Origin of the sequence: Micromonospora halophytica, from assembly GCF_900090245.1 — a bacterium.
Lineage (GTDB): Bacteria > Actinomycetota > Actinomycetes > Mycobacteriales > Micromonosporaceae > Micromonospora > Micromonospora halophytica.
In genome coordinates, this window is record NZ_FMDN01000001.1 from 228,187 (window position 1) to 247,209 (window position 19,023).

Consider the following 19,023-nt stretch of genomic DNA (forward strand, 5'->3'; position numbering starts at 1 on the left):
CCGGCACGACGAGACGGGCCGGTCGGGCATCGCCGAACTACACGGGGAGGTTACGGCGTGCGGATTCGTCGACGGGCAGTCGTCGCGGCAGCGTTGGTGTTGGGCACGGTCGGTGCGACGACGGTCGCGCTGGCCCGGGAGGACGACGCCGGCCCGCCGGTCGCCACGGCGGCCTCCGGCGAGTGGTCCGCCGACGCCTCGCCGGCTGCCGCCGACGCAGCGCAGAACGCGGCGGACGGCACCGACCAGGCCGCCGCGCCCCGGTCCACGGCGGCCATCCGCCCGGTGACCGTCGCCGCCCGCCCGGCGAAGGAGGTGGCGCAGGCCGCCCCCGCATCGGTGGGCTATCTCGCCGAGCGCTACCGGGTGTCGCAGAGCGAGGCGGCCCGCCGGCTCGCTCTCCAGGAACTCTCCGCGCCGCTGGCCGGATCGCTGGCGGCGAGGTTCCCCGAGACGTACGCCGGCATGTGGCTGGACCAGGCCGGCGGCGGCCTGCTGACCATCGCCGCCACCGACCCGGGGACGATCCGCCGGGCGATCACCGGGGTGCCGGACGCCGCGCACGTCACGGTGGTACCGGTACGCCATCCGCTGCGCCGGCTCACCGAGGCGGCCGGCCGGCTGGCCACGGCGCTCGGCGGCCAGGCCGGGACCGACGTGGTGGTCGACGAGCAGGCCAACGAGGTCGTGGTGCTCACCGGCGACGTGATCGCCGCGGACGACACCCGGCTGGCCGGTGCCCGCGACGCGGCCGGGGTGCCGGTCCGGGTGCGGGCCCGGATGCCGGAGTCGGTGATCCCCAAGGCCTGCGACCCGCGGTACTGCGCCCAGGCGCCGATGCGCGGCGGCATCCGGCTGGACGTCCCCCGGGACAACGGCACGGTCGGCGGCTGCACCACCGGCTTCAACGTGCGGGCCCGCTCCGGGCGGTACTACGTGCTGACCGCCGGGCACTGCGTCGTCAGCGCCACCCACCAGCACGTCGACAAGACCTGGCACCAGTTCCTCGGGCCGAAGGTGCCGGTGGGCGTCGAGTCGACCGGCCCGGTGCTGGCCGAGAACGCCTTCCCCACCGACTACGCGATGCTGCCGTACCAGGACGGCGCGTTCGCGCGGTGGGCGTACCCGAAGCGCACCCAGGGGGCCAGCCTGGTCAACTACTGGTGCGTGACGGACAACCCGGCCTGCGCCACCCGGGGCAGTCGGGACGTGAAGATCACCGGGCACACGCCGTACAGCGCGGTGCAGGCCGGCTGGGTGGTCTGCGCCACCGGCTCGGCGTACACGCCGAAGGCGGGCGAGCAGTACGTCGACTCGGGCGCCGGCCTCGGGTACGTGCCGGGCACCCGCTGCGGCACCGTCACCGGCAAGGCCAGCGGTGGCATCGACGTGCGGATCTGCGCCCGCCCCGGTGACAGCGGCGGCCCGCTCTTCACCGAGTCCGACGGGCGGGCGCTGGGCATCCTCAGCTACGGCGACGACGGCTCGGGCGCCTGTGCCAACCCGGACGAGAAGAACTACTACGCGCCGGTCTCCACCATCCTGGACCGGGTGAACTCCCGCACCGGGCTGGGCTTCGAGATCGCCACCCGGGGCCCGCTGATCGGGCCGATCGCCTCCTCGACACGGTGACGACGACGCGACTGGGTACGGCGCGATAACCCGTGGGCGCGGGCCGGTCGGCTGCCTACGATCGAGCGATGACCGACACGGCGAGGACGGCCCGCGCCGGCGTCCCCGAGCGTCCCACCCTGGACGGCCTCGAGGAGACCTGGGCGCGCCGCTGGCAGGAGGAGGGCACGTACGCGTTCGACCGCTCGAAGCAGCGACCGGACGTGTACGCGATCGACACCCCGCCGCCGACGGTATCGGGCGAGCTGCACATGGGGCACGTCTTCTCGTACACGCACACCGACACGGTGGCCCGCTTCCAGCGGATGCGCGGCAAGGCCGTGTTCTACCCGATGGGCTGGGACGACAACGGCCTGCCCACCGAACGTCGGGTGCAGAACGTCCACGGGGTGCGCTGCGACCCGGCCCTGCCGTACGACCCGCACTGGCAGCCACCGGCCACCCCGGTCACCGAGGACGCCCGGAAGAACCCCACCTCGATCTCCCGGCGCAACTTCGTGGCACTGTGCGAGACGCTGACCGCCGAGGACGAGCAGGTCTTCGAGGCGTTGTGGCGGCGGCTCGGGCTGTCGGTGGACTGGTCGCTGACGTACACCACGATCGGGCGGGCGGCCCGGGCCACCTCGCAGCGGATGTTCCTGCGGAACCTGGCCCGGGGCGAGGCGTACCAGGCGGAGGCGCCGACGCTGTGGGACGTCGGCTTCGCCACCGCCGTGGCCCAGGCCGAACTGGAGGACCGGGAGCGCCCGGGGGCGTACCACCGGCTGCGGTTCAGCGGGCCGGGCGGGCGCGAGGTGCTGATCGACACCACCCGCCCGGAGCTGCTGCCGGCCTGCGTGGCGCTGGTCTGCCACCCCGACGACGAGCGGTACGCGGACCTGGTGGGCGCGCTGGTGCGTACCCCGGTCCTCGGGGTCGAGGTGCCGGTGCGCGCGCACCCGCTGGCGGACCCGGCCAAGGGCACCGGCATCGCGATGGTCTGCACCTTCGGTGACCTGACCGACGTGACCTGGTGGCGGGAGCTGGCGCTGCGGACCCGGGTGGTGATCGGCCGCGACGGCCGGCTGCTGCCGGAGCCACCGGCCGGGGTGCCGGCGGAGCCCTACGCGGCGCTGGCCGGGCAGACCGTCAACGGCGCCCGGCGGACGCTGGTGGCGATGCTGGCCGACGCGGGCGAGCTGGTGGGCGAGCCGCGCCCGATCACCCATCCGGTGAAGTTCTACGAGCGTGGCGACCGGCCGTTGGAGATCGTCTCAACCCGGCAGTGGTACCTGCGCAACGGCGGCCGGGACGCCCGGCTGCGGGAGGAACTGCTGGCCCGGGGGGCCGAGCTGCGCTGGGTGCCGGAGCACATGAAGCACCGGTACGACCACTGGGTGGGTGGGCTGACCGGTGACTGGCTGGTCAGCCGGCAGCGCTTCTTCGGCGTGCCGGTGCCGGTGTGGTACCGGCTCGACGACACCGGCGAGCCGGACTACGCCCACCCTCTCACCCCGGACGAGGCCACCCTGCCGGTCGACCCGTCCAGCGAGCCACCGCCCGGGTTCGCCGAGGAGCAGCGCGGCGTGCCGGGCGGCTTCGTCGGCGACCCGGACGTGCTGGACACCTGGGCCACCTCGTCGCTGACCCCGCAGATCGTCGGCGGCTGGGAGTCCGACCCGGACCTGTTCGCCCGGGTCTTCCCGATGGACCTGCGCCCGCAGGGCCAGGAGATCATCCGCACCTGGCTCTTCTCCACCGTGGTCCGTGCCCACCTGGAGCACGGGGTGCTGCCCTGGCGGGACGCGGTCCTCTCCGGCTGGATCCTCGACCCGGACCGCAAGAAGATGTCGAAGTCCAAGGGGAACGTGGTCACCCCGATGGCCCTGCTGGAGCAGCACGGCTCGGACGCGGTCCGCTACTGGGCGGCCAACGGTCGGCCCGGGATGGACCTGGCCTTCGACGCCGCGCAGATCAAGGTGGGCCGGCGGCTCGCCACGAAGCTGCTCAACGCGTCGAAGTTCGCCCTCGGGCTGGGCGCCGCCGACGCCTTGCGCATGCCGGCGACCGCGCCCCTGGACACCGCGATGCTCGCCGAACTGGCCACCGTGGTCGAGGTGGCCACGTCGGCCTTCGACTCCTACGACCACACGGCGGCGTTGCAGGCCACGGAGACGTTCTTCTGGCGGTTCTGCGACGACTACATCGAACTGGTGAAGGAACGCGCGTACGGCACCGGGCCGGGGGCCGATTCGGCCCGGGCGGCGCTGGCCACCGCGCTCTCGGTGCAGTTGCGGCTCTTCGCCCCGGTGCTGCCGTACGTGACCGAGGAGGTCTGGTCCTGGTGGCGGTACGGCTCGGTGCACCGGGCCACCTGGCCCACCACGTACGAGGTGCGGCGGGCGGTCACCGGCACCGCCGACCCGGGGCTGCTGCGGCTGGCCTCGGACGCGCTGAGCCAGGTGCGCCGGGCCAAGTCGGAGCGGAAGCTGTCGATGAAGGCGGAGGTGCCGCTGGCCGAGGCGCTGGGTCCGGCGGCACTGTTGGACCAGCTCACCCTGATCGCCGACGACCTCCGCGCCGCCGGGCGCATCGGCAAGCTCGACCTGCTCCCGGACCGCACCCCGGAACTCGTCGTCGCCTGCGCCTTCTGACCCACCTCCCCTCCTCAACCGCGCACTTTCGGAGAAGGTGTGGCTGTTCCGCGCGGACCAGCCACACCTTCTCCGTTCTTGCGGACTCGGAGGGGAGGGGTGGGGTCAGCTCGTTTCGCCGGCGATGCTGAAGGAGCGGAGGCGGTCGACCGCGAGGGCGGTGAAGCCGATCGCCACCAGCGCCGTCAGCACCACGGCCACCGGGACGGAGACCGTGGTGGAGAGCAGGTCGGTCGGGGCGCTCCGGTCGGCCAGCGCGATCACCCACTGCTGGATCGACAGCACCCTCGTGCCGCTGACGAACCGGCCCAGCAGCCCCTCCCAGATCAGCACGTAGACCAGCCCGAGCAGCACCGGCCGCCGGGTGAGCAGGCTCATCGCCAGGAACAGCGCCGAGTACGCCAGCGCGCCCAGCGCCGAGGCGGCGGCGAGCGCCCCGCCGAGGCGTACCGAATCGGCGAGCATGCCCGCGACGAAGATCGGCACGGCGACGGTGGCCGCGCTGACCCCGGTCGCCACCGCGAGCTTCGGCAGCACGATCTGCCAGCGGGGCAGCGGCTTGGTGAGGACGTGCACCACCGTCCCGTCGTCGATCTCGGCGCCCAGCACTCCGGTGCCGACGACCAGCGCCAGCACCGGCAGCACCACGGCCAGGCCGAGGCCGACCAGCACCGGCGGCCCCCAGTCGGCCGGCGCCACCCCCAGCGACCAGCAGAGCACGGCGAGAGCCACCAGCACCGCCGGCAGCGGCAGCAGCATCAGGAAACGGCGACGGCCGAACAGCCCGCGCGCGGTGATCCAGGTAACGGTCGACACGGCTCAGCCCTCCAGCAGGTAGGAGAAGACGCTCTCCAGGGACTCGTCCTCGGGCAGCAGCCGCCGGACCCGGATGCCGTGCGCCAGCGCGACCTTCGGCAGCGCTCGGGTGAAGGCGCCGTAGTCGCCGGCCCGCACCGTCAGCCCGGTGCGGGCCAACTCGACCCCGGTGACCGACGGCTCGGCCATCAGCGCGACCGCCAGCGCCCGGTCGTCGGTGGAGCGGACCGCGAACACGTGCGGCCGGTTGGTCATCAGCCGACGGATGGTGCGGAAGTCGCCGGAGGCGGCGAGCCGGCCGGCGACCATCACCTGCACCGTGCCGGAGACCTGCTCGACCTCCTCCAGGATGTGCGAGCTGAACAGGATGGTCCGGCCGGCGTCGCCGAGGGAGTGCAGCAGCGTCATCATGTGCAGTCGCTGCCGCGGGTCCATCCCGTTGAACGGCTCGTCGAGCAGCAGCACCTGCGGGTCGTGCACCAGCGCCGCGGCAACCCGCGCCCGCTGCCGCATGCCCTTGGAGTACGTGCCGATCCGCCGGTCCTGCGCCCCCTCCAGCTCGACCAGGGCGATCGCCCGGCGGGCCGCCGCGGCCGGGTCGGGCAGCCGGTGCAGCTTCGCGCTGGCCAGCACGAACTCGTACGCGGTGAGGAAGGTGTGCACCGCCTCCCGCTCGCTGACCAGCCCGAGCCGGCGGTACACCGACGGGTTGCGCCAGGTCGGCTCCCCGTCCAGGGTCACCGCGCCCCGGGACGGGGCGAGGAATCCGGCCATCATGTGCAGCAGGGTGGTCTTGCCGGCGCCGTTGGGGCCGAGCAGGCCGGTCACCCCGGGCCCCAGCCGCATGCTGACGTCGTTGACGGCCACCACGTTGCCGTACCAGCGGGAGACGCCGGCCAGGTCCAGGGTGCTGGTGGTGACGGCCGGGGCGGCCTCGGCGCTGATCGTGGTCATCGGGCGGCCACCTTCCGGTATCGCAGCAACAGCAGGGTGACGCAGGCGGCGACCAGCAGCACGGCGGCCACAGCGTAGACGGGACCGAACCCGCCGATCATCAGGCCCTCCCCCGAGTCGGCCCCCGGCGGGTCCGGCAGCGCCCAGGTGCCCACCCCCATCACCAGGGTGGACGGTGAGACGAGCCCGGCCAGTTCGTTGACCGTCCGGGACGGCAGGATCGCCAGGGTCCCACCGATCGGCATGGTCATCAGGAAGACCGCCACGATGCCACCGGCGGCGAACGCCCGCTTGCCGGTGAGCGAGGCGACCAGCAGCCCGACCGAGGCGAAGACGACCGCCCAGAGGCCGGCGTAGAGCAGCGCCGGCAGCAGGTCGAGCAGTTCGTCGCCGACCCCGCGCAGGCCGGCGTCGGTGGTGAACGCGGCGCCGAGGAACATCACCAGCTGCGGCCCGCCGAGCAGCAGCCACAGCCCGGTGACCAGGGCCAGCAGCTTGGCCGTCGCGTAGTCGCCGCGCGGCAGCGGCCGGGAGAAGTACAACGGCAGCACCCCGCTGCGCAGGTCGCGGGAGACCAGTTCGGGAGCGGCGACCGCGACGAAGAAGATGATCAGCCAGCTCATCGAGTCGGCGAACTGGGCGTACGTCAGCAGCACCTCGCCGATCTGGCTGCGTACGGCGGCGACGATCACGGCCACCAGGGTGACGATGCCGACCACCAGCCAGGGGAAGATCTTGGCCTTGGCGCTGCGGCCCAGGCCGAAGATGGTCCGCAGGCCGTGCAGGTAGAGCGCGCCGAAGACGTGCCGGCGGCCCAGCCGGGGGCCGGTGTAGCGCTGGTAGCCGATGTCGTGGATGACGCCGGTCGACTCAGGCATGGCTGGGCTCCCTCGTGGCGAAGAGTTCGGCCACCCGGTGCCGGCGCTGGTCCAGCCGGTGCAGCGGCAGGTCCAGCGCGGCGACCGCGCCGAGGATCAGGTCGTAGGTGGAGTCGTCGGCGAGCGGGACGAGCAGCAGCCGCCCCTCCCGGTCCACCGGCAGGTCGAGCGCCGCGAGCCGGGCGGCCAGCAGCTCCGTACCCTCGCTGACCTCGACGGCGAGCACGTCGGTCGCGGAGGTCATCGCGGCGATCGGGCCGGCGCGCAGCAGCCTCCCACCGTCGATGGCGACCAGGGTGTCGCAGATCCGCTCGACCTCGCCGAGCAGGTGCGAGCAGACCAGCACGGAGATGCCGAACTCGGTGCCGATCCGGTGCACCAGGGCGAGCATGTCGTCCCGGCCGGCGGGATCGAGGCCGTTGGTCGGCTCGTCGAGCAGCAGCAGGTCCGGGTCGTGCACCAGGGCCTGGGCGAGCTTCACCCGCTGCTTCATGCCGGTGGAGTAGCCGCCGACGGCACGGTGCCGCTCCTCGTGCAGCCCGACGTGCCGCAGCGCCTCGGAGGCCCGCTCACGGGCCGCCGTCCGGGGCAGGCCGCTGATCCGGCCGAGGTGGGTGACCAGCTCGGCGGCGGTGAGGTCGGGCGGGAGCGCGTCGTGCTCGGGCATGTAGCCGACCCGGGCGCGCACGGCGGCCGGGTCGGTGGTGGGGTCGAGGCCGAGCACGGAGACCCGCCCGCTGGTCGGGGCGAGCAGCCCCAGCAGGATCTTGATCAGGGTGGACTTCCCGGCGCCGTTGGCGCCGACCAGCCCGATGATGCCCGGCTCGACCGCGACGGTCAGGTCGGCCAACGCGGTGACCCGGCCCCCGTACGTCTTGGTCAGCGACTCGGTCGCGATCAGTGTCACGACCGCCAGCGTAGGGAGCGGGAACCCCGGGAGGCATCGGGAATCGCCCGGGTCCGCCCCTGATACCCGTCCCGGGGGGCCGGTAAGGCTTTCGTAAGGCCGCCGGCCGGTGCCCGGGCGGCCGCCGTCCGGCCAGACTGGACGGCATGCTCACCCGTCTGCTGCGTACTCCCCTGGCCTGGGTCGTCGTCGCCGTCCTCGCCGCCGGGGCGGCGGTCGGCCTGTACTGGTTCCAGCCCTGGAAGGCGGTCACCGACACCCGGGTCAGCGAGCGGCTGTCCGACGTGGCGGTGGGCACGCCGTCGGTCGGGCCCGCGCCCACGGGGGACGCGGTGACCCCGGCGCCACCGGCCGGGCCGACGCTGGTCAGCCGGGGCGAGTTCGTCACCCACGAGCACGACACCTCGGGCACCGCCCGGATCGTGCGGGCCGTCGACGGCAGCCACCGGCTGGAACTGGTCGGGCTGGACACCTCCAACGGACCCGACCTGCGGGTCTGGCTGAGCGACCAACCGGTGCGCACCGGCCGCGCCGGGTGGGACGTCTTCGACGACGGCCGCTGGGTCGAGCTGGGCCGGCTCAAGGGCAACCGGGGCGATCAGGCGTACGACATCCCCGCCGGGACCGACCTGGCCCGGCTGACCAGCGTCTCGATCTGGTGCAAGCGGTTCTCGGTCTCGTTCGGCGCCGCCCCGCTGACCCCGACGGGCTGACCCGGCCGCCCACCCTCGAGGCGCGGGAGTGGAGTGGCGCTCTCGACCGATCGCCGGTCGGCTGCGAAACTGTGTGCCGGTCAGCGAGTGAGGGGTACGGATGAGCAACGGGTGGGTGCTGCCCGACGAGGTGCTTCGGGACGCGCCGGCGTACACGCCGCGCCCGGGCGAGCTGGCCGATCTGGAATTGTTGCTGACCGGCGCGTACGCCCCGCTGACCGGTTTCATGACCCGCGCCGACCTGGTCTCGTTGCAGCGCCGGGGCCGGCTCGCCGACGGCACCCCGTGGCCGGTGCCGGTGACCCTCCAGGTGCCGGCCGCGCTGGCCGCCGGGCTGGACCCGGCCGACCCGGGCCGCCGCACGCTGGTGCTCAGCGACGGCGAGGGCGCGCCGGTGGCCGCGCTGGAGGTCGTCGACGTCTGGACGGCCCGGGAGGGTGTGGCCGGGGTGGGCGGCCGGGTCCGCCGGCTCGGCGACGGCGGGCACGGCCCGTTCCAGCGACTGCGCCGTACGCCGGAGGAGGTCCGGGCGCTGCTGCCCCCGGGCCGGGTGCTCGGGGTGATCGCCGACCGGCCGCTGCACCGCCCCCAACTGGCCCAGATCGCGCACGCCGCCCGTACCCTCGGGGCGCACCTGCTGGTGATGATCCCGGTGGCTGAGGACGGCCACGGCGGCCTGCCCTCCGAGGCGCTGGTCCGCGCGGTCTTCGCCGCCCGTGACCGGATGCCCCCGGCGACCCTGGTGGCGGTGCCGGTGCCGCGCCGCCGCGACGAGATCAGCGACGCCCTGCTGCGGGCCCGGATCTCCGCCGCGTACGGGGTGACCCACCTGCTCTCCACCGGCGAGATGCTCTCCGGCGCCGGGCTGCGGGTGCTGGTTCCCCGCGAGCTGGCCTACGACAACCGGGACGGGCAGTGGCGCTGGCGGGAGGACATCCCGCCGCGCAACCGGCGGCTGGCACTCAGCCAGGAGGAGATCGAGGACCTGCTGGACCGGGGCTTCCCGCTGCCCGAGTGGCACACCCCGCCGGCGGTGGCCAAGGAGCTGAGCCGGGCCCGGCCGCCGCGCCGGCACCGGGGACTGGTGGTCTTCCTCACCGGGCTCTCCGGCTCGGGCAAGTCGACGATCGCGCGGGGCCTGGCGGACCTGCTGCGCGAGCAGGGCGACCGGACGGTGACGCTGCTCGACGGGGACGTGGTGCGCCGGGAACTCTCGGCCGGGCTGGGCTTCAGCAAGGCCGACCGGGACGCCAACGTGCGCCGGATCGGCTGGGTGGCCGCCGAGATCGCCCGGCACCGGGGCGTCGGCATCTGCTGCCCGATCGCCCCGTACGCGCAGGCGCGTCAGACCGCCCGGGAGATGGCGCTGGCCGCCGGGGCGGGCTTCGTGCTGGTGCACGTCGCCACCCCGCTGGAGGTCTGCGAGCAGCGCGACCGCAAGGGCCTGTACGCCCGCGCCCGGGCCGGTCTGCTCACCGGGATGACCGGCATCGACGACCCGTACGAGGAGCCGACCGACGCCGACCTGGTGATCGACACCACCGGCCTCGACGTCGAGGAGGCGGTGCAGTCGGTGATGAATCTGCTCACCGAGACCGGCTGGGTGGAGCCCCGCCTCCAGTCCACCTGATTCCCCGGGGGTTCGCCTTCCGCCGCTGACGCCTGCGCGCTAGTGTTCGCTCTTGTTGGAACACGTTCGAGCGCGTGAGAGTGCGCGGGAGTCGGAGGTGCGGCGGATGCTGGCGCGACAGCGGCAGGCGGCCATCCTCGACCGGGTTCGCGCGACGGGCGGCGTCCGGGTCAGCGAACTGGCCGTCGAGTTCGGCGTCTCCGACATGACCATCCGGCGCGACCTGGACGTCCTGCACGAGCAGGGCCTGCTCGCCAAGGTGCACGGCGGCGCCACCGTCGCCGGGCCCGGCTCCACCGACGAACCGGGATTCCACGCCAAGTCCGTGCGCCAGCTCGCCGAGAAGGCCGCCATCGCCGCCCGGGCCGCCGAGCTGGTCCGCCCCGGGGCGGCGGTCGCCCTCTCCGCCGGCACCACCACCGCCGAGCTGGCCCGACGCCTGGTCGACGTGCCGGGCCTGACCGTGGTGACCAACTCGCTGCCGGTGGCCGAGATCCTGCACTCCGGCGGTCGCCCCGACCAGACCGTGGTGCTCACCGGGGGCGTCCGCACCCCGTCCGACGCGCTGGTCGGCCCGCTGGCCGTGGACGCGATCCGCTCGCTCCACCTGGACCTGCTCTTCCTCGGCGTGCACGGGATCAGCGAACGGGCCGGCTTCACCACCCCGAACCTGATGGAGGCGGAGACCGACCGCGCCCTGGTGGCCGCCGCCGACCGGCTGGTCGTCCTCGCCGACCACACCAAGTGGGAGACCGTCGGCATCTCCTCGATCGTCGGTCTCGCCGCCGCGGACGTGCTGGTCACCGACGACCGGTTGGCGCCCGAGGCACGCCGGGTACTCGACGAGAACGTGGGCGAGCTGGTGATCGTGCCGGGCACGGAGGGAGCGCAGTGAAGCGTACGGCGATCGAGCTGGCGGACGGCCGCGAGCTGATCTACTTCGACGAGCGGGACGACACGCTCCGCGACCAGCCCGACCGGCGTGAGCTGCCGCCGCCCCCACCGGCCTCCCAGCTCCGGTACGACCCGCTGACCGACGAGTGGGTGGCGGTCGCCGTGCACCGGCAGACCCGGACGTTCCTGCCGCCGGCCGACCAGTGCCCGCTCTGCCCCTCCCGGGGCGACCGGCTCAGCGAGATCCCCGCCCCCGACTACGACGTGGCGGTCTTCGAGAACCGTTTCCCGTCGCTGAGCCAGCGGGTCGCCGAGGAACCGGCGGAGATCACCCCGTTCACCCCGGTCCGGCCGGGTCGGGGCCGCTGCGAGGTGGTCTGCTTCACCGACGACCACCACGCCTCCTTCGCCGGGCTGCCGCCGAGTCGGGTCCGCACCGTGCTGGACGCGCTGGCCGACCGGACACTGGCGCTGAGCGAGCTGCCCGGGGTGGAGCAGGTGTTCTGCTTCGAGAACCGGGGCGTGGAGATCGGCGTGACCCTGCACCACCCGCACGGGCAGATCTACGCGTACCCCTTCCTCACCCCACGCACCCGGTCACTGCTGGCTGCCGCCCGCCGGCACGCCGAGCACACCGGCGGGGGCAACCTCTACGCCGACGTGCTCGCCGCCGAGCGCGCCGCCGGGGACCGGATCGTCGCGGCCAACGAGCACTGGACGGCGTACGTCCCGGCGGCCGCCCGCTGGCCGTTCGAGGTGCACGTGGCGCCGCACCGGCCGGTGCCGGACATCCCGGCGCTCGACGACGCCGAGCGGGACGCCTTCGGCCCGCTCTACCTGGACGTGCTGCGCCGCTTCGACGGGCTCTTCGAGCTGCCCATGCCGTACATCGCCGCCTGGCACCAGGCACCGGTGCACGTCGACCGGGAGCTGGGGCACCTGCACCTGCAGCTGTTCAGCATCCGGCGGGCCAGGGACAAGCTGAAGTACCTGGCCGGCTCGGAGTCGGGCATGGGCGTCTTCATCAACGACATCGCGCCCGAGCGGGCGGCGGAACTGCTCCGCGCCGGCTGACCGGGCCCTCCGGCCGACCCGGTTCTCCGGCCGACCCGCCGCGCCGACGGGTGCCCGCCCGCCGTCGTCGGCCCCGCGGCGCTCGGGCATCGGTGCCGGGCGGTGGGCCGGGAGACAGGGCGCGGGGGGCCCGGGACAGGGCCCCCCGCAGGGAAGGGACGGCTGGCTGTGCACGACAGCCGGGAAGGTTGGCTGATCGGCACTCGCGCCGCGAGGCGACCGCGGTCAACCTTCCTGGACGCGACTGGCATCACGTCCACCCCGTTCAACGACCTGGGCCTGCCCCGGTGACGGAGCGCCACCGTCACCGGGGCGCGCCGGCCCGGCGTGCGGCGTACGGCGTGGCGCTCGAAGATCATGCTCGATCCGGGATGTCGTGGCATCCACCGCACCGGAGACCACTACATCCAGGATCCTGTGCCCTCGACCGGGCCCGGGTACGACGGAGCCCGCCGGCGCGGGGCCGGCGGGCTCGATCGGTACGCGGGAATCAGGCGCCGAGCTTGCGCGCCAGGTTCTCGTCGAGCGCGTTCATGAACTCGTCGGTGGTCAGCCACGGGGCGTCGCGCGAGATGAGCAGCGCGAGGTCCTTGGTCATCTGGCCGCCCTCGACGGTGTCGATGATGACCTGCTCCAGGGTGTTGGCGAACTCGGTGACCGCCGGGGTGCCGTCCAGCTTGCCCCGGTGGGCCAGGCCCCGGGTCCAGGCGTAGATCGAGGCGATCGGGTTGGTCGAGGTCTTCTCGCCCTTCTGGTACTGCCGGTAGTGCCGGGTGACGGTGCCGTGCGCCGCCTCGGCCTCGACCGTGCGGCCGTCCGGGGTCATGAGCACGGAGGTCATCAGGCCGAGCGAGCCGAAGCCCTGCGCGACGGTGTCGGACTGCACGTCACCGTCGTAGTTCTTGCAGGCCCAGACGAAGCCACCCTCCCACTTGAGCGCGGCGGCGACCATGTCGTCGATGAGCCGGTGCTCGTAGGTGATGCCGGCGGCCTCGAACTCCGAGGAGAACTCGTTCTCGAACACCTCGGCGAAGATGTCCTTGAAGCGGCCGTCGTACGCCTTGAGGATGGTGTTCTTGGTCGACAGGTAGACCGGGTAGCCGCGGTCCAGGCCGTAGCGCATGGAGGCCCGGGCGAAGTCCCGGATCGACTCGTCGAAGTTGTACATGCCCATGGCGACGCCGCCGCCGGGGAAGTTGGCGACCTCCATCTCCATCGGGGCGCCGCCGTCGGCCGGCTGGTAGGTGATGGTCACCGTGCCCGGGCCGGGGACGACGAAGTCGGTGGCCTTGTACTGGTCACCGTGGGCGTGCCGGCCGATGATGATCGGCTTGGTCCAGCCGGGGACCAGCCGCGGCACGTTGGACATGATGATCGGCTCACGGAAGACGACGCCGCCGAGGATGTTGCGGATGGTGCCGTTCGGCGACCGCCACATCTTCTTCAGGCCGAACTCCTCGACCCGGGCCTCGTCCGGGGTGATGGTGGCGCACTTGACGCCCACGCCGTGCTGCTTGATGGCGTTGGCGGCGTCAACGGTGACCTGGTCGTCGGTCTCGTCGCGGTACTGGATCGACAGGTCGTAGTAGTGCAGGTCGACGTCGAGGTAGGGCAGGATCAGCTGCTCCCGGATCTGCTTCCAGATGATCCGGGTCATCTCGTCGCCGTCGAGCTCCACGACCGGGTTGTTTACCTTGATCTTCGCCATCGGCCGGCGCTCCTCTCGGGGGACACGTGCTCAAGCAGTACGAGCGTACTGGAAACGGGCCGGCACCCCCCAGCCGGCCTCGGCAGGTGGGACAACCGGGAGGCCGGCGCGGGAGATCACTGGCATCATCGGCCGATGCCATTGAGCCGCACCCTCGGGTCTATCACGGTCACCGCCCTCACCGACGGCGAGGGGGCTTTCTTCGAGCCCCGCAGCGTGGCGTTCCCGGACGCCAGCGCCGCACACTGGCGCGAGGCGGACCGGCGCGACCCCGGGGCGGTCACCGCCGACGGGCGGTGGTGGCTGCCGTTCCGCAGTTTCGCGCTGCGCGCCGGGGACGGGCCGGTCACCCTGGTCGACGCCGGCATCGGCCCGGCCGACTCCCCCGCGGCGAGCTGGGCGCCGGCGCCCGGCCGGCTGCCGGACGAGCTGGCCGCCGCCGGCATCGACCCGACCGACGTCCGTACCGTGATCCTCACCCACCTGCACAGCGACCACATCGGCTGGGCGGTGACCGGCACCCCGGGGCGGCCGTGGTTCCCGAACGCCGACTACCTGGTGCAGCGGGCGGAGCTGGACGCGATGGAGTCGATCAACCCGGGGCTGCCGGCCGGTCTGGTCGCGCCGTTGCGCGCCGCCGGCCGACTCCGGGTGATCGACGGCGACACCGACCTCACCCCGGGGGTACGCGTGCTGAGCACGCCCGGGCACACCCCCGGCCACCAGTCCGTGCTGGTCGACACCGGCGACGAGCGCCTGCTGCTCACCGGCGACCTGCTGGTGCACATGGTGCAACTGGTCGCCCCCGACCTGGCGTACGCCCACGAGCAGGACCCGCCCACGGCTCGCACCTCCCGCACCACCCTCCTGCGCGCCCTGGCCCCCGGCGGCCGCACCCTCCTCGCCACCCCCCACCTGTCCGCCCCCTTCACTCCACTCCAACCTCCCTCCTCCCTGACCTCCCTCTCCCCGCCGGTTGGTTGATCATGAAGTTATCGCTGCGACACGCCCCCGGCCTGGCTGACGACAACTTCACCGAGGCGGGACCCGGGGGAGGTGGGGGGAGGCCGGGGGGGATGTTGAGTGGAAATGTGGGAGGGGGCACGCCGCGTGTGTCGGCGTGCCCCCTCCGGGTGGTGCTTGTGGATCACATGTTGGCGACGTCGGCCTGCTTGGCGCGGACGGCCTCGGCGGCCTCCTTCAGGCTGGCCAGCTCGTCGGCGTCCAGGTCGGTCTCGACGACCTTCTTGACGCCCTCGGCGCCGATCTCGGCCTCGACGCCCAGGTAGACGCCGTTGATGCCGTACTCGCCGTCGACCCAGGCGCAGACCGGCATGACCTCGCCGGAGTCCTCCGCGACGGCCTTGGCCATCCGGGCGGCGGCGGCCGACGGGGCGTAGTACGCCGAGCCGGTCTTCAGCAGCGCGACGACCTCCGCGCCACCGTTGCGGGTCTTGACGACCAGCTCCTCGATCTGCTCGGCCGGCATCGCGTCACGCAGCGGCTTGCCGTTGACGGTGCTCTTCGACGGGACCGGGACCATGGTGTCGCCGTGCGAGCCGAGGGTCAGCGTCTTCACGGACTTCACCGGCACCTGGAGGGCCTCGGCGACGAAGTTGGTGAACCGGGCGGTGTCGAGCATGCCGGCCTGGCCGAGCACCCGGTTCTTCGGGAACTGGGTGGCGAGCTGGGCCAGCGCGGTCATCTCGTCCAGCGGGTTGGAGACCACGATGACCACGGCGTTCGGGGCGTACTTGGCGACGTTCTCGGAGACCTGACGGACGATCTTGGCGTTCGTCTCCAGCAGGTCCATCCGGCTCATGCCCGGCTTGCGGGGCAGGCCGGCGGTGATGACGACGACGTCCGAGCCCTCGATGGCCTCGTAGCCCTCGCCGTTCGGACCGGTGGTGACACCGACGACCTTGGTCTCGAAGCCCTCGATCGCGCGCGACTGGTTGAGGTCCAGCGCGAGACCCGCCGGCTTGCCCTCCACGATGTCGGTGATCACGACGGTGTCGAAGACGTCGTACTCGGCCAGGCGCTGTGCGGTGGTGGAGCCGTAGAAGCCGGCCCCGACGACAGTGACCTTCTTACCCATGGTCGTCCCACTCCCTGATACCAGTCGGTTTTCCGGACCGTATCAGCCATCCTGGCACCGATCGGGCCAGGGGCGACGGCCAACCGCCGGATGGGGCGAACGTCACCACCGGCCCGTTTCCGGGTCGGCCGCGACGGTCAGCCGCGCTCGGCCCGCTCGACCACGTTGGTCAGCAGCATCGCGCGGGTCATCGGCCCGACCCCGCCGGGCATCGGGACCAGCCGGCCGGCGACCTCGGCGACCTCCGGGTCCACGTCGCCGGTGTAGCGGCCCTTGCCGTCGGCCCCGATGACCCGGGTGATGCCGACGTCCACCACGGTCGCGCCCGGCGTGACCATGTCGGCGGTGAGCAGCCCGGGCACGCCGGCCGCGACGATCACGATGTCGGCGGCACGGGTGTGCGAGGCGAGGTCGAGGGTGCCGGTGTGGCAGAGGGTCACGGTGGCGTTCTCGCTGCGCCGGGTGAGCAGCAGGCCGAGCGGCCGGCCGACGGTGTTGCCGCGCCCGACCACCGCCACCTTGGCGCCGCGCAGCGCCACGTCGTGCCGGCGGAGCAGCTCGACGATGCCGCGCGGGGTGCAGGGCAGCGGACCGTCGTAGCCGAGGACGAGGCGGCCGAGGTTGACCGGGTGCAGGCCGTCGGCGTCCTTGTCCGGGTCGATCATCTCCAGCGCGCGTTGGGTGTCCAGGTGGGCCGGGAGCGGGAGCTGGACGATGTAGCCGTGGCAGGCCGGGTCGGCGTTCAGCTCGGCGAGGACCGCGTCGACCTGCCCCTGGGTGGCGTCGGCGGGCAGCTCACGGCGGATGGAGGCGATGCCGACCTCCGCGCAGTCCCGGTGCTTGCCGTTGACGTACGCCTGGGAGCCCGGATCCGCGCCGACCAGGACGGTGCCCAGGCCAGGGGTGATGCCGCGCTCCGCGAGTGCCTTAACCCGCGTCCGCAGTTCGTCCTTGATCTCCGCTGCGGTCGCCTTGCCGTCCAGGATGGTCGCCGTCACGCCCTGATCGTCTCATGTCGGACGACCGCCGCACCGGCGACAGCCGACCGTGACTATCTGCTACGTGCCGATCGTCACTGACAGTGACTCTCCATGGGCCACACCACACCCCGGGACGGACGGGCGGCCAGGAGGAGCGCCAGACCGGACATCCGACCGACAACCGCCCAGGCCCCTCCAGGAAGACCCGGACCCACCGCGAACGGACCAGAATTCGCCGCCCCTGAGCTGCCCCGACGCACACTTCCGATAACACGCTCCGGCACCGTCGGCAAAGACGGGGTGGGTGATCCGTTATCCCTTCGCAGCCCTCTCGTTGTCGACGGCGGCCGACCCGACCTACCGTTGCCGATTGTTGCGCAGCGTCACCCAGCGCCGGGCCCGACTGCGCAGCGTGAGTAGAGATGAGGAGACTTCATGCGTGTTCGTAGGCTGGCTGCCTGGACCGCCCTCCCGCTCGCGGTGACCCTGGGCCTGACGGCCTGCGGCTCGGGCGGCGGCAGCGGATCCGGCGAGAGCGACCCCAACGCGGCCGTGCGGATCGAGATCGCCGAGCCACAGCACCTGGTGCCCACCAATACCAACGAGACCAGCGGCTCGCAGGTGCTCAGCGCCCTGTTCAGCCCGCTGGTCGACTACGACGAGGCCAACAAGCCGTACGAGGTGGCGGCCGAGTCGGTGACGTCGTCCGACAACAAGGTCTGGACCGTCAGGCTCAAGGACGGCTACACCTTCCACAACGGCGAGAAGGTCACCGCCGACAGCTACCTCGACGCCTGGAACTACGGCGCGTACGCCCCGAACGGTCAGAACTCCAGCTACTTCTTCGAGAAGATCGCCGGGTACGACGACCTCCAGGGCGAGAAGCCGGCGGCGAAGACGCTCTCCGGCCTGAAGAAGGTCGACGACCTGACCTTCACCGTGACGCTGGCCGAGCCGTACAGCGAGTTCAGGACGATGCTCGGCTACACGGCCTTCTACCCGCTGCCGAAGGCGGCCTTCTCCGCCCCGGGCGTGCTCGCCGAGGGCTACGAGCAGGCGCCGATCGGCCAGGGCCCGTTCCGGATGAAGGGCACCTGGCAGCACGACGCCAAGGTCGAGGTCTCCCGGTACGACGCCTTCCCCGGCGAGAAGCCGAAGGTGGGCGGCGTCGAGTTCCGGATCTACCAGCAGCCGACCGCCGCGTACGCGGACGTGCTCTCGGACAACCTCGACGTGATCAAGACGATCCCGACCGAGAACCTGTCGACCGCCGCCACCGACCTCGGTGACCGGTTCCAGCAGAGCCCCGCCTCGTCGCTCCAGGTGCTGGCGTTCCCGACGTTCCAGAAGGAATTCAGCAACCCCGAGGTCCGCAAGGCGATCTCGATGGCGATCGACCGGGACGAGATCACCAAGTCGATCTTCAAGGACTCGCAGCAGCCGGCCCGCTCCTTCGTCTCGCCGGTCGTGGCGGGCTACCGGGAGAACACCATCGGCGCGGCCGGCGAGTTCGACCCGGCCAGGGCCAAGGCGATGTACGAGGCCGCGGGCGGTCCGAAGAAGATCGAGCTGTCCTACAACGGTGACGGCGGCCACAAGGACTGGATCGACGCGACCTGCAACCAGCTCAAAGCCAACCTGGGCGTGGAGTGCGTCGGCAACGCCGAGCCGAAGTTCGCGGACCTGCTGACCAAGCTGAAGGCCAAGGATTCGGTCGGCCTGTTCCGGATGGGCTGGGTCATGGACTACCCGTCCATGGAGAACTACCTCGGCCCGCTGTACAGCAGCAACGGCTCCTCGAACTACTACGGCTACTCGAACCCGGAGTTCGACCGGCTGCTGGCCGAGGGCGCCGCGGCGTCGACCGAGGACGAGGCGATCCAGAAGTACCAGGCGGCGGAGGACGTCCTGGCCCAGGACCTGCCGGTGATCCCGCTGCGGTACGGCCAGAACAACTTCGGCCACTCGACCAAGGTCAAGAACGTCGAGATGGACCTCTTCGACCGGATCGACCTGCTGAAGATCGAAGCCGTCAAGTAACGACGTGGGACGGGTCGGGTCACCGCGAGGTGGCCCGACCCGCCACACGCTTCGCCCCTTTTCAGA

The 19,023-nt window shown here is 72.5% G+C and carries 15 protein-coding genes; 8 read left to right on the forward strand and 7 right to left on the reverse strand.

The genetic code is table 11. The features are described from left to right. The first annotated feature begins 57 nt into the window (after positions 1–57). Positions 58–1,632: a S1 family peptidase gene (locus GA0070560_RS01040; protein ID WP_139131427.1), complete on the forward strand. Its 1,575-nt coding sequence runs from the start codon at positions 58–60 to the stop codon at positions 1,630–1,632. A 68-nt stretch (positions 1,633–1,700) separates the two neighbouring features. Continuing rightward, the gene (gene valS, locus GA0070560_RS01045; protein WP_091290094.1) at positions 1,701–4,265 is read left to right on the forward strand and encodes a valine--tRNA ligase; all 2,565 of its coding nucleotides are present in this window, start codon (positions 1,701–1,703) and stop codon (positions 4,263–4,265) included. 105 nt (positions 4,266–4,370) lie between these two features. Here the strand turns inward: valS and GA0070560_RS01050 are convergent, their stop codons facing one another. Genes GA0070560_RS01050 through GA0070560_RS01065 form a run of 4 tightly spaced genes read right to left on the reverse strand, consistent with a single transcriptional unit; the run spans position 4,371 to position 7,820 of the window. Beyond that, entirely contained in the window at positions 4,371–5,081 is a 711-nt protein-coding gene (locus GA0070560_RS01050; RefSeq protein WP_091290096.1) for an ABC transporter permease, read from the reverse strand. A 3-nt stretch (positions 5,082–5,084) separates the two neighbouring features. Beyond that, positions 5,085–6,035, reverse strand: a complete 951-nt coding sequence (locus GA0070560_RS01055; RefSeq protein WP_091290098.1) for an ABC transporter ATP-binding protein — start codon at positions 6,033–6,035, stop codon at positions 5,085–5,087. Continuing rightward, the gene (locus GA0070560_RS01060; RefSeq protein WP_091290100.1) at positions 6,032–6,913 is read right to left on the reverse strand and encodes an ABC transporter permease; all 882 of its coding nucleotides are present in this window, start codon (positions 6,911–6,913) and stop codon (positions 6,032–6,034) included. Before GA0070560_RS01060 ends, GA0070560_RS01055 begins: the two co-directional genes overlap by 4 nt. Beyond that, entirely contained in the window at positions 6,906–7,820 is a 915-nt protein-coding gene (locus tag GA0070560_RS01065) for an ABC transporter ATP-binding protein (RefSeq protein WP_091290103.1), read from the reverse strand. Before GA0070560_RS01065 ends, GA0070560_RS01060 begins: the two co-directional genes overlap by 8 nt. 146 nt (positions 7,821–7,966) lie before the next feature. Between GA0070560_RS01065 and GA0070560_RS01070 the strand changes: the two genes are divergently transcribed. From GA0070560_RS01070 to galT, 4 genes are all read left to right on the forward strand, one after another. After that, positions 7,967–8,533 (forward strand): DM13 domain-containing protein, encoded by a 567-nt coding sequence (locus GA0070560_RS01070; protein WP_091290105.1) that lies wholly within the window; start codon positions 7,967–7,969, stop codon positions 8,531–8,533. A gap of 100 nt (positions 8,534–8,633) precedes the next feature. After that, positions 8,634–10,163, forward strand: coding sequence for an adenylyl-sulfate kinase (gene cysC / locus GA0070560_RS01075; RefSeq protein ID WP_091290107.1), 1,530 nt, complete (start codon positions 8,634–8,636; stop codon positions 10,161–10,163). Between the two features lie 106 nt (positions 10,164–10,269). Then, positions 10,270–11,058, forward strand: coding sequence for a DeoR/GlpR family DNA-binding transcription regulator (locus GA0070560_RS01080; RefSeq protein ID WP_091290110.1), 789 nt, complete (start codon positions 10,270–10,272; stop codon positions 11,056–11,058). Further along, the gene (galT, locus tag GA0070560_RS01085; protein ID WP_091290112.1) at positions 11,055–12,131 is read left to right on the forward strand and encodes a galactose-1-phosphate uridylyltransferase; all 1,077 of its coding nucleotides are present in this window, start codon (positions 11,055–11,057) and stop codon (positions 12,129–12,131) included. The genes GA0070560_RS01080 and galT overlap by 4 nt, the downstream gene beginning before the upstream one ends. A 490-nt stretch (positions 12,132–12,621) precedes the next feature. Here the strand turns inward: galT and GA0070560_RS01090 are convergent, their stop codons facing one another. Continuing rightward, positions 12,622–13,839 (reverse strand): NADP-dependent isocitrate dehydrogenase, encoded by a 1,218-nt coding sequence (locus tag GA0070560_RS01090; RefSeq protein WP_091290115.1) that lies wholly within the window; start codon positions 13,837–13,839, stop codon positions 12,622–12,624. A 135-nt stretch (positions 13,840–13,974) separates the two neighbouring features. Here GA0070560_RS01090 and GA0070560_RS01095 point away from each other — a divergent pair, with 135 nt between their 5' ends. Further along, entirely contained in the window at positions 13,975–14,823 is an 849-nt protein-coding gene (locus GA0070560_RS01095) for an MBL fold metallo-hydrolase (protein WP_091290117.1), read from the forward strand. 163 nt (positions 14,824–14,986) lie between these two features. On the opposite strand, the gene mdh is transcribed toward GA0070560_RS01095, so the two are convergent. Next, entirely contained in the window at positions 14,987–15,937 is a 951-nt protein-coding gene (mdh, locus tag GA0070560_RS01100; RefSeq protein ID WP_091290120.1) for a malate dehydrogenase, read from the reverse strand. Positions 15,938–16,074: 137 nt separating this feature from the next. After that, positions 16,075–16,935, reverse strand: coding sequence for a bifunctional methylenetetrahydrofolate dehydrogenase/methenyltetrahydrofolate cyclohydrolase (locus GA0070560_RS01105; protein WP_091290123.1), 861 nt, complete (start codon positions 16,933–16,935; stop codon positions 16,075–16,077). Between the two features lie 417 nt (positions 16,936–17,352). On the opposite strand from GA0070560_RS01105, the gene GA0070560_RS01110 reads away from it, so the two are divergent. Further along, positions 17,353–18,957, forward strand: a complete 1,605-nt coding sequence (locus GA0070560_RS01110; RefSeq protein ID WP_091290126.1) for a peptide ABC transporter substrate-binding protein — start codon at positions 17,353–17,355, stop codon at positions 18,955–18,957. The last annotated feature ends 66 nt before the right edge of the window (positions 18,958–19,023 follow it).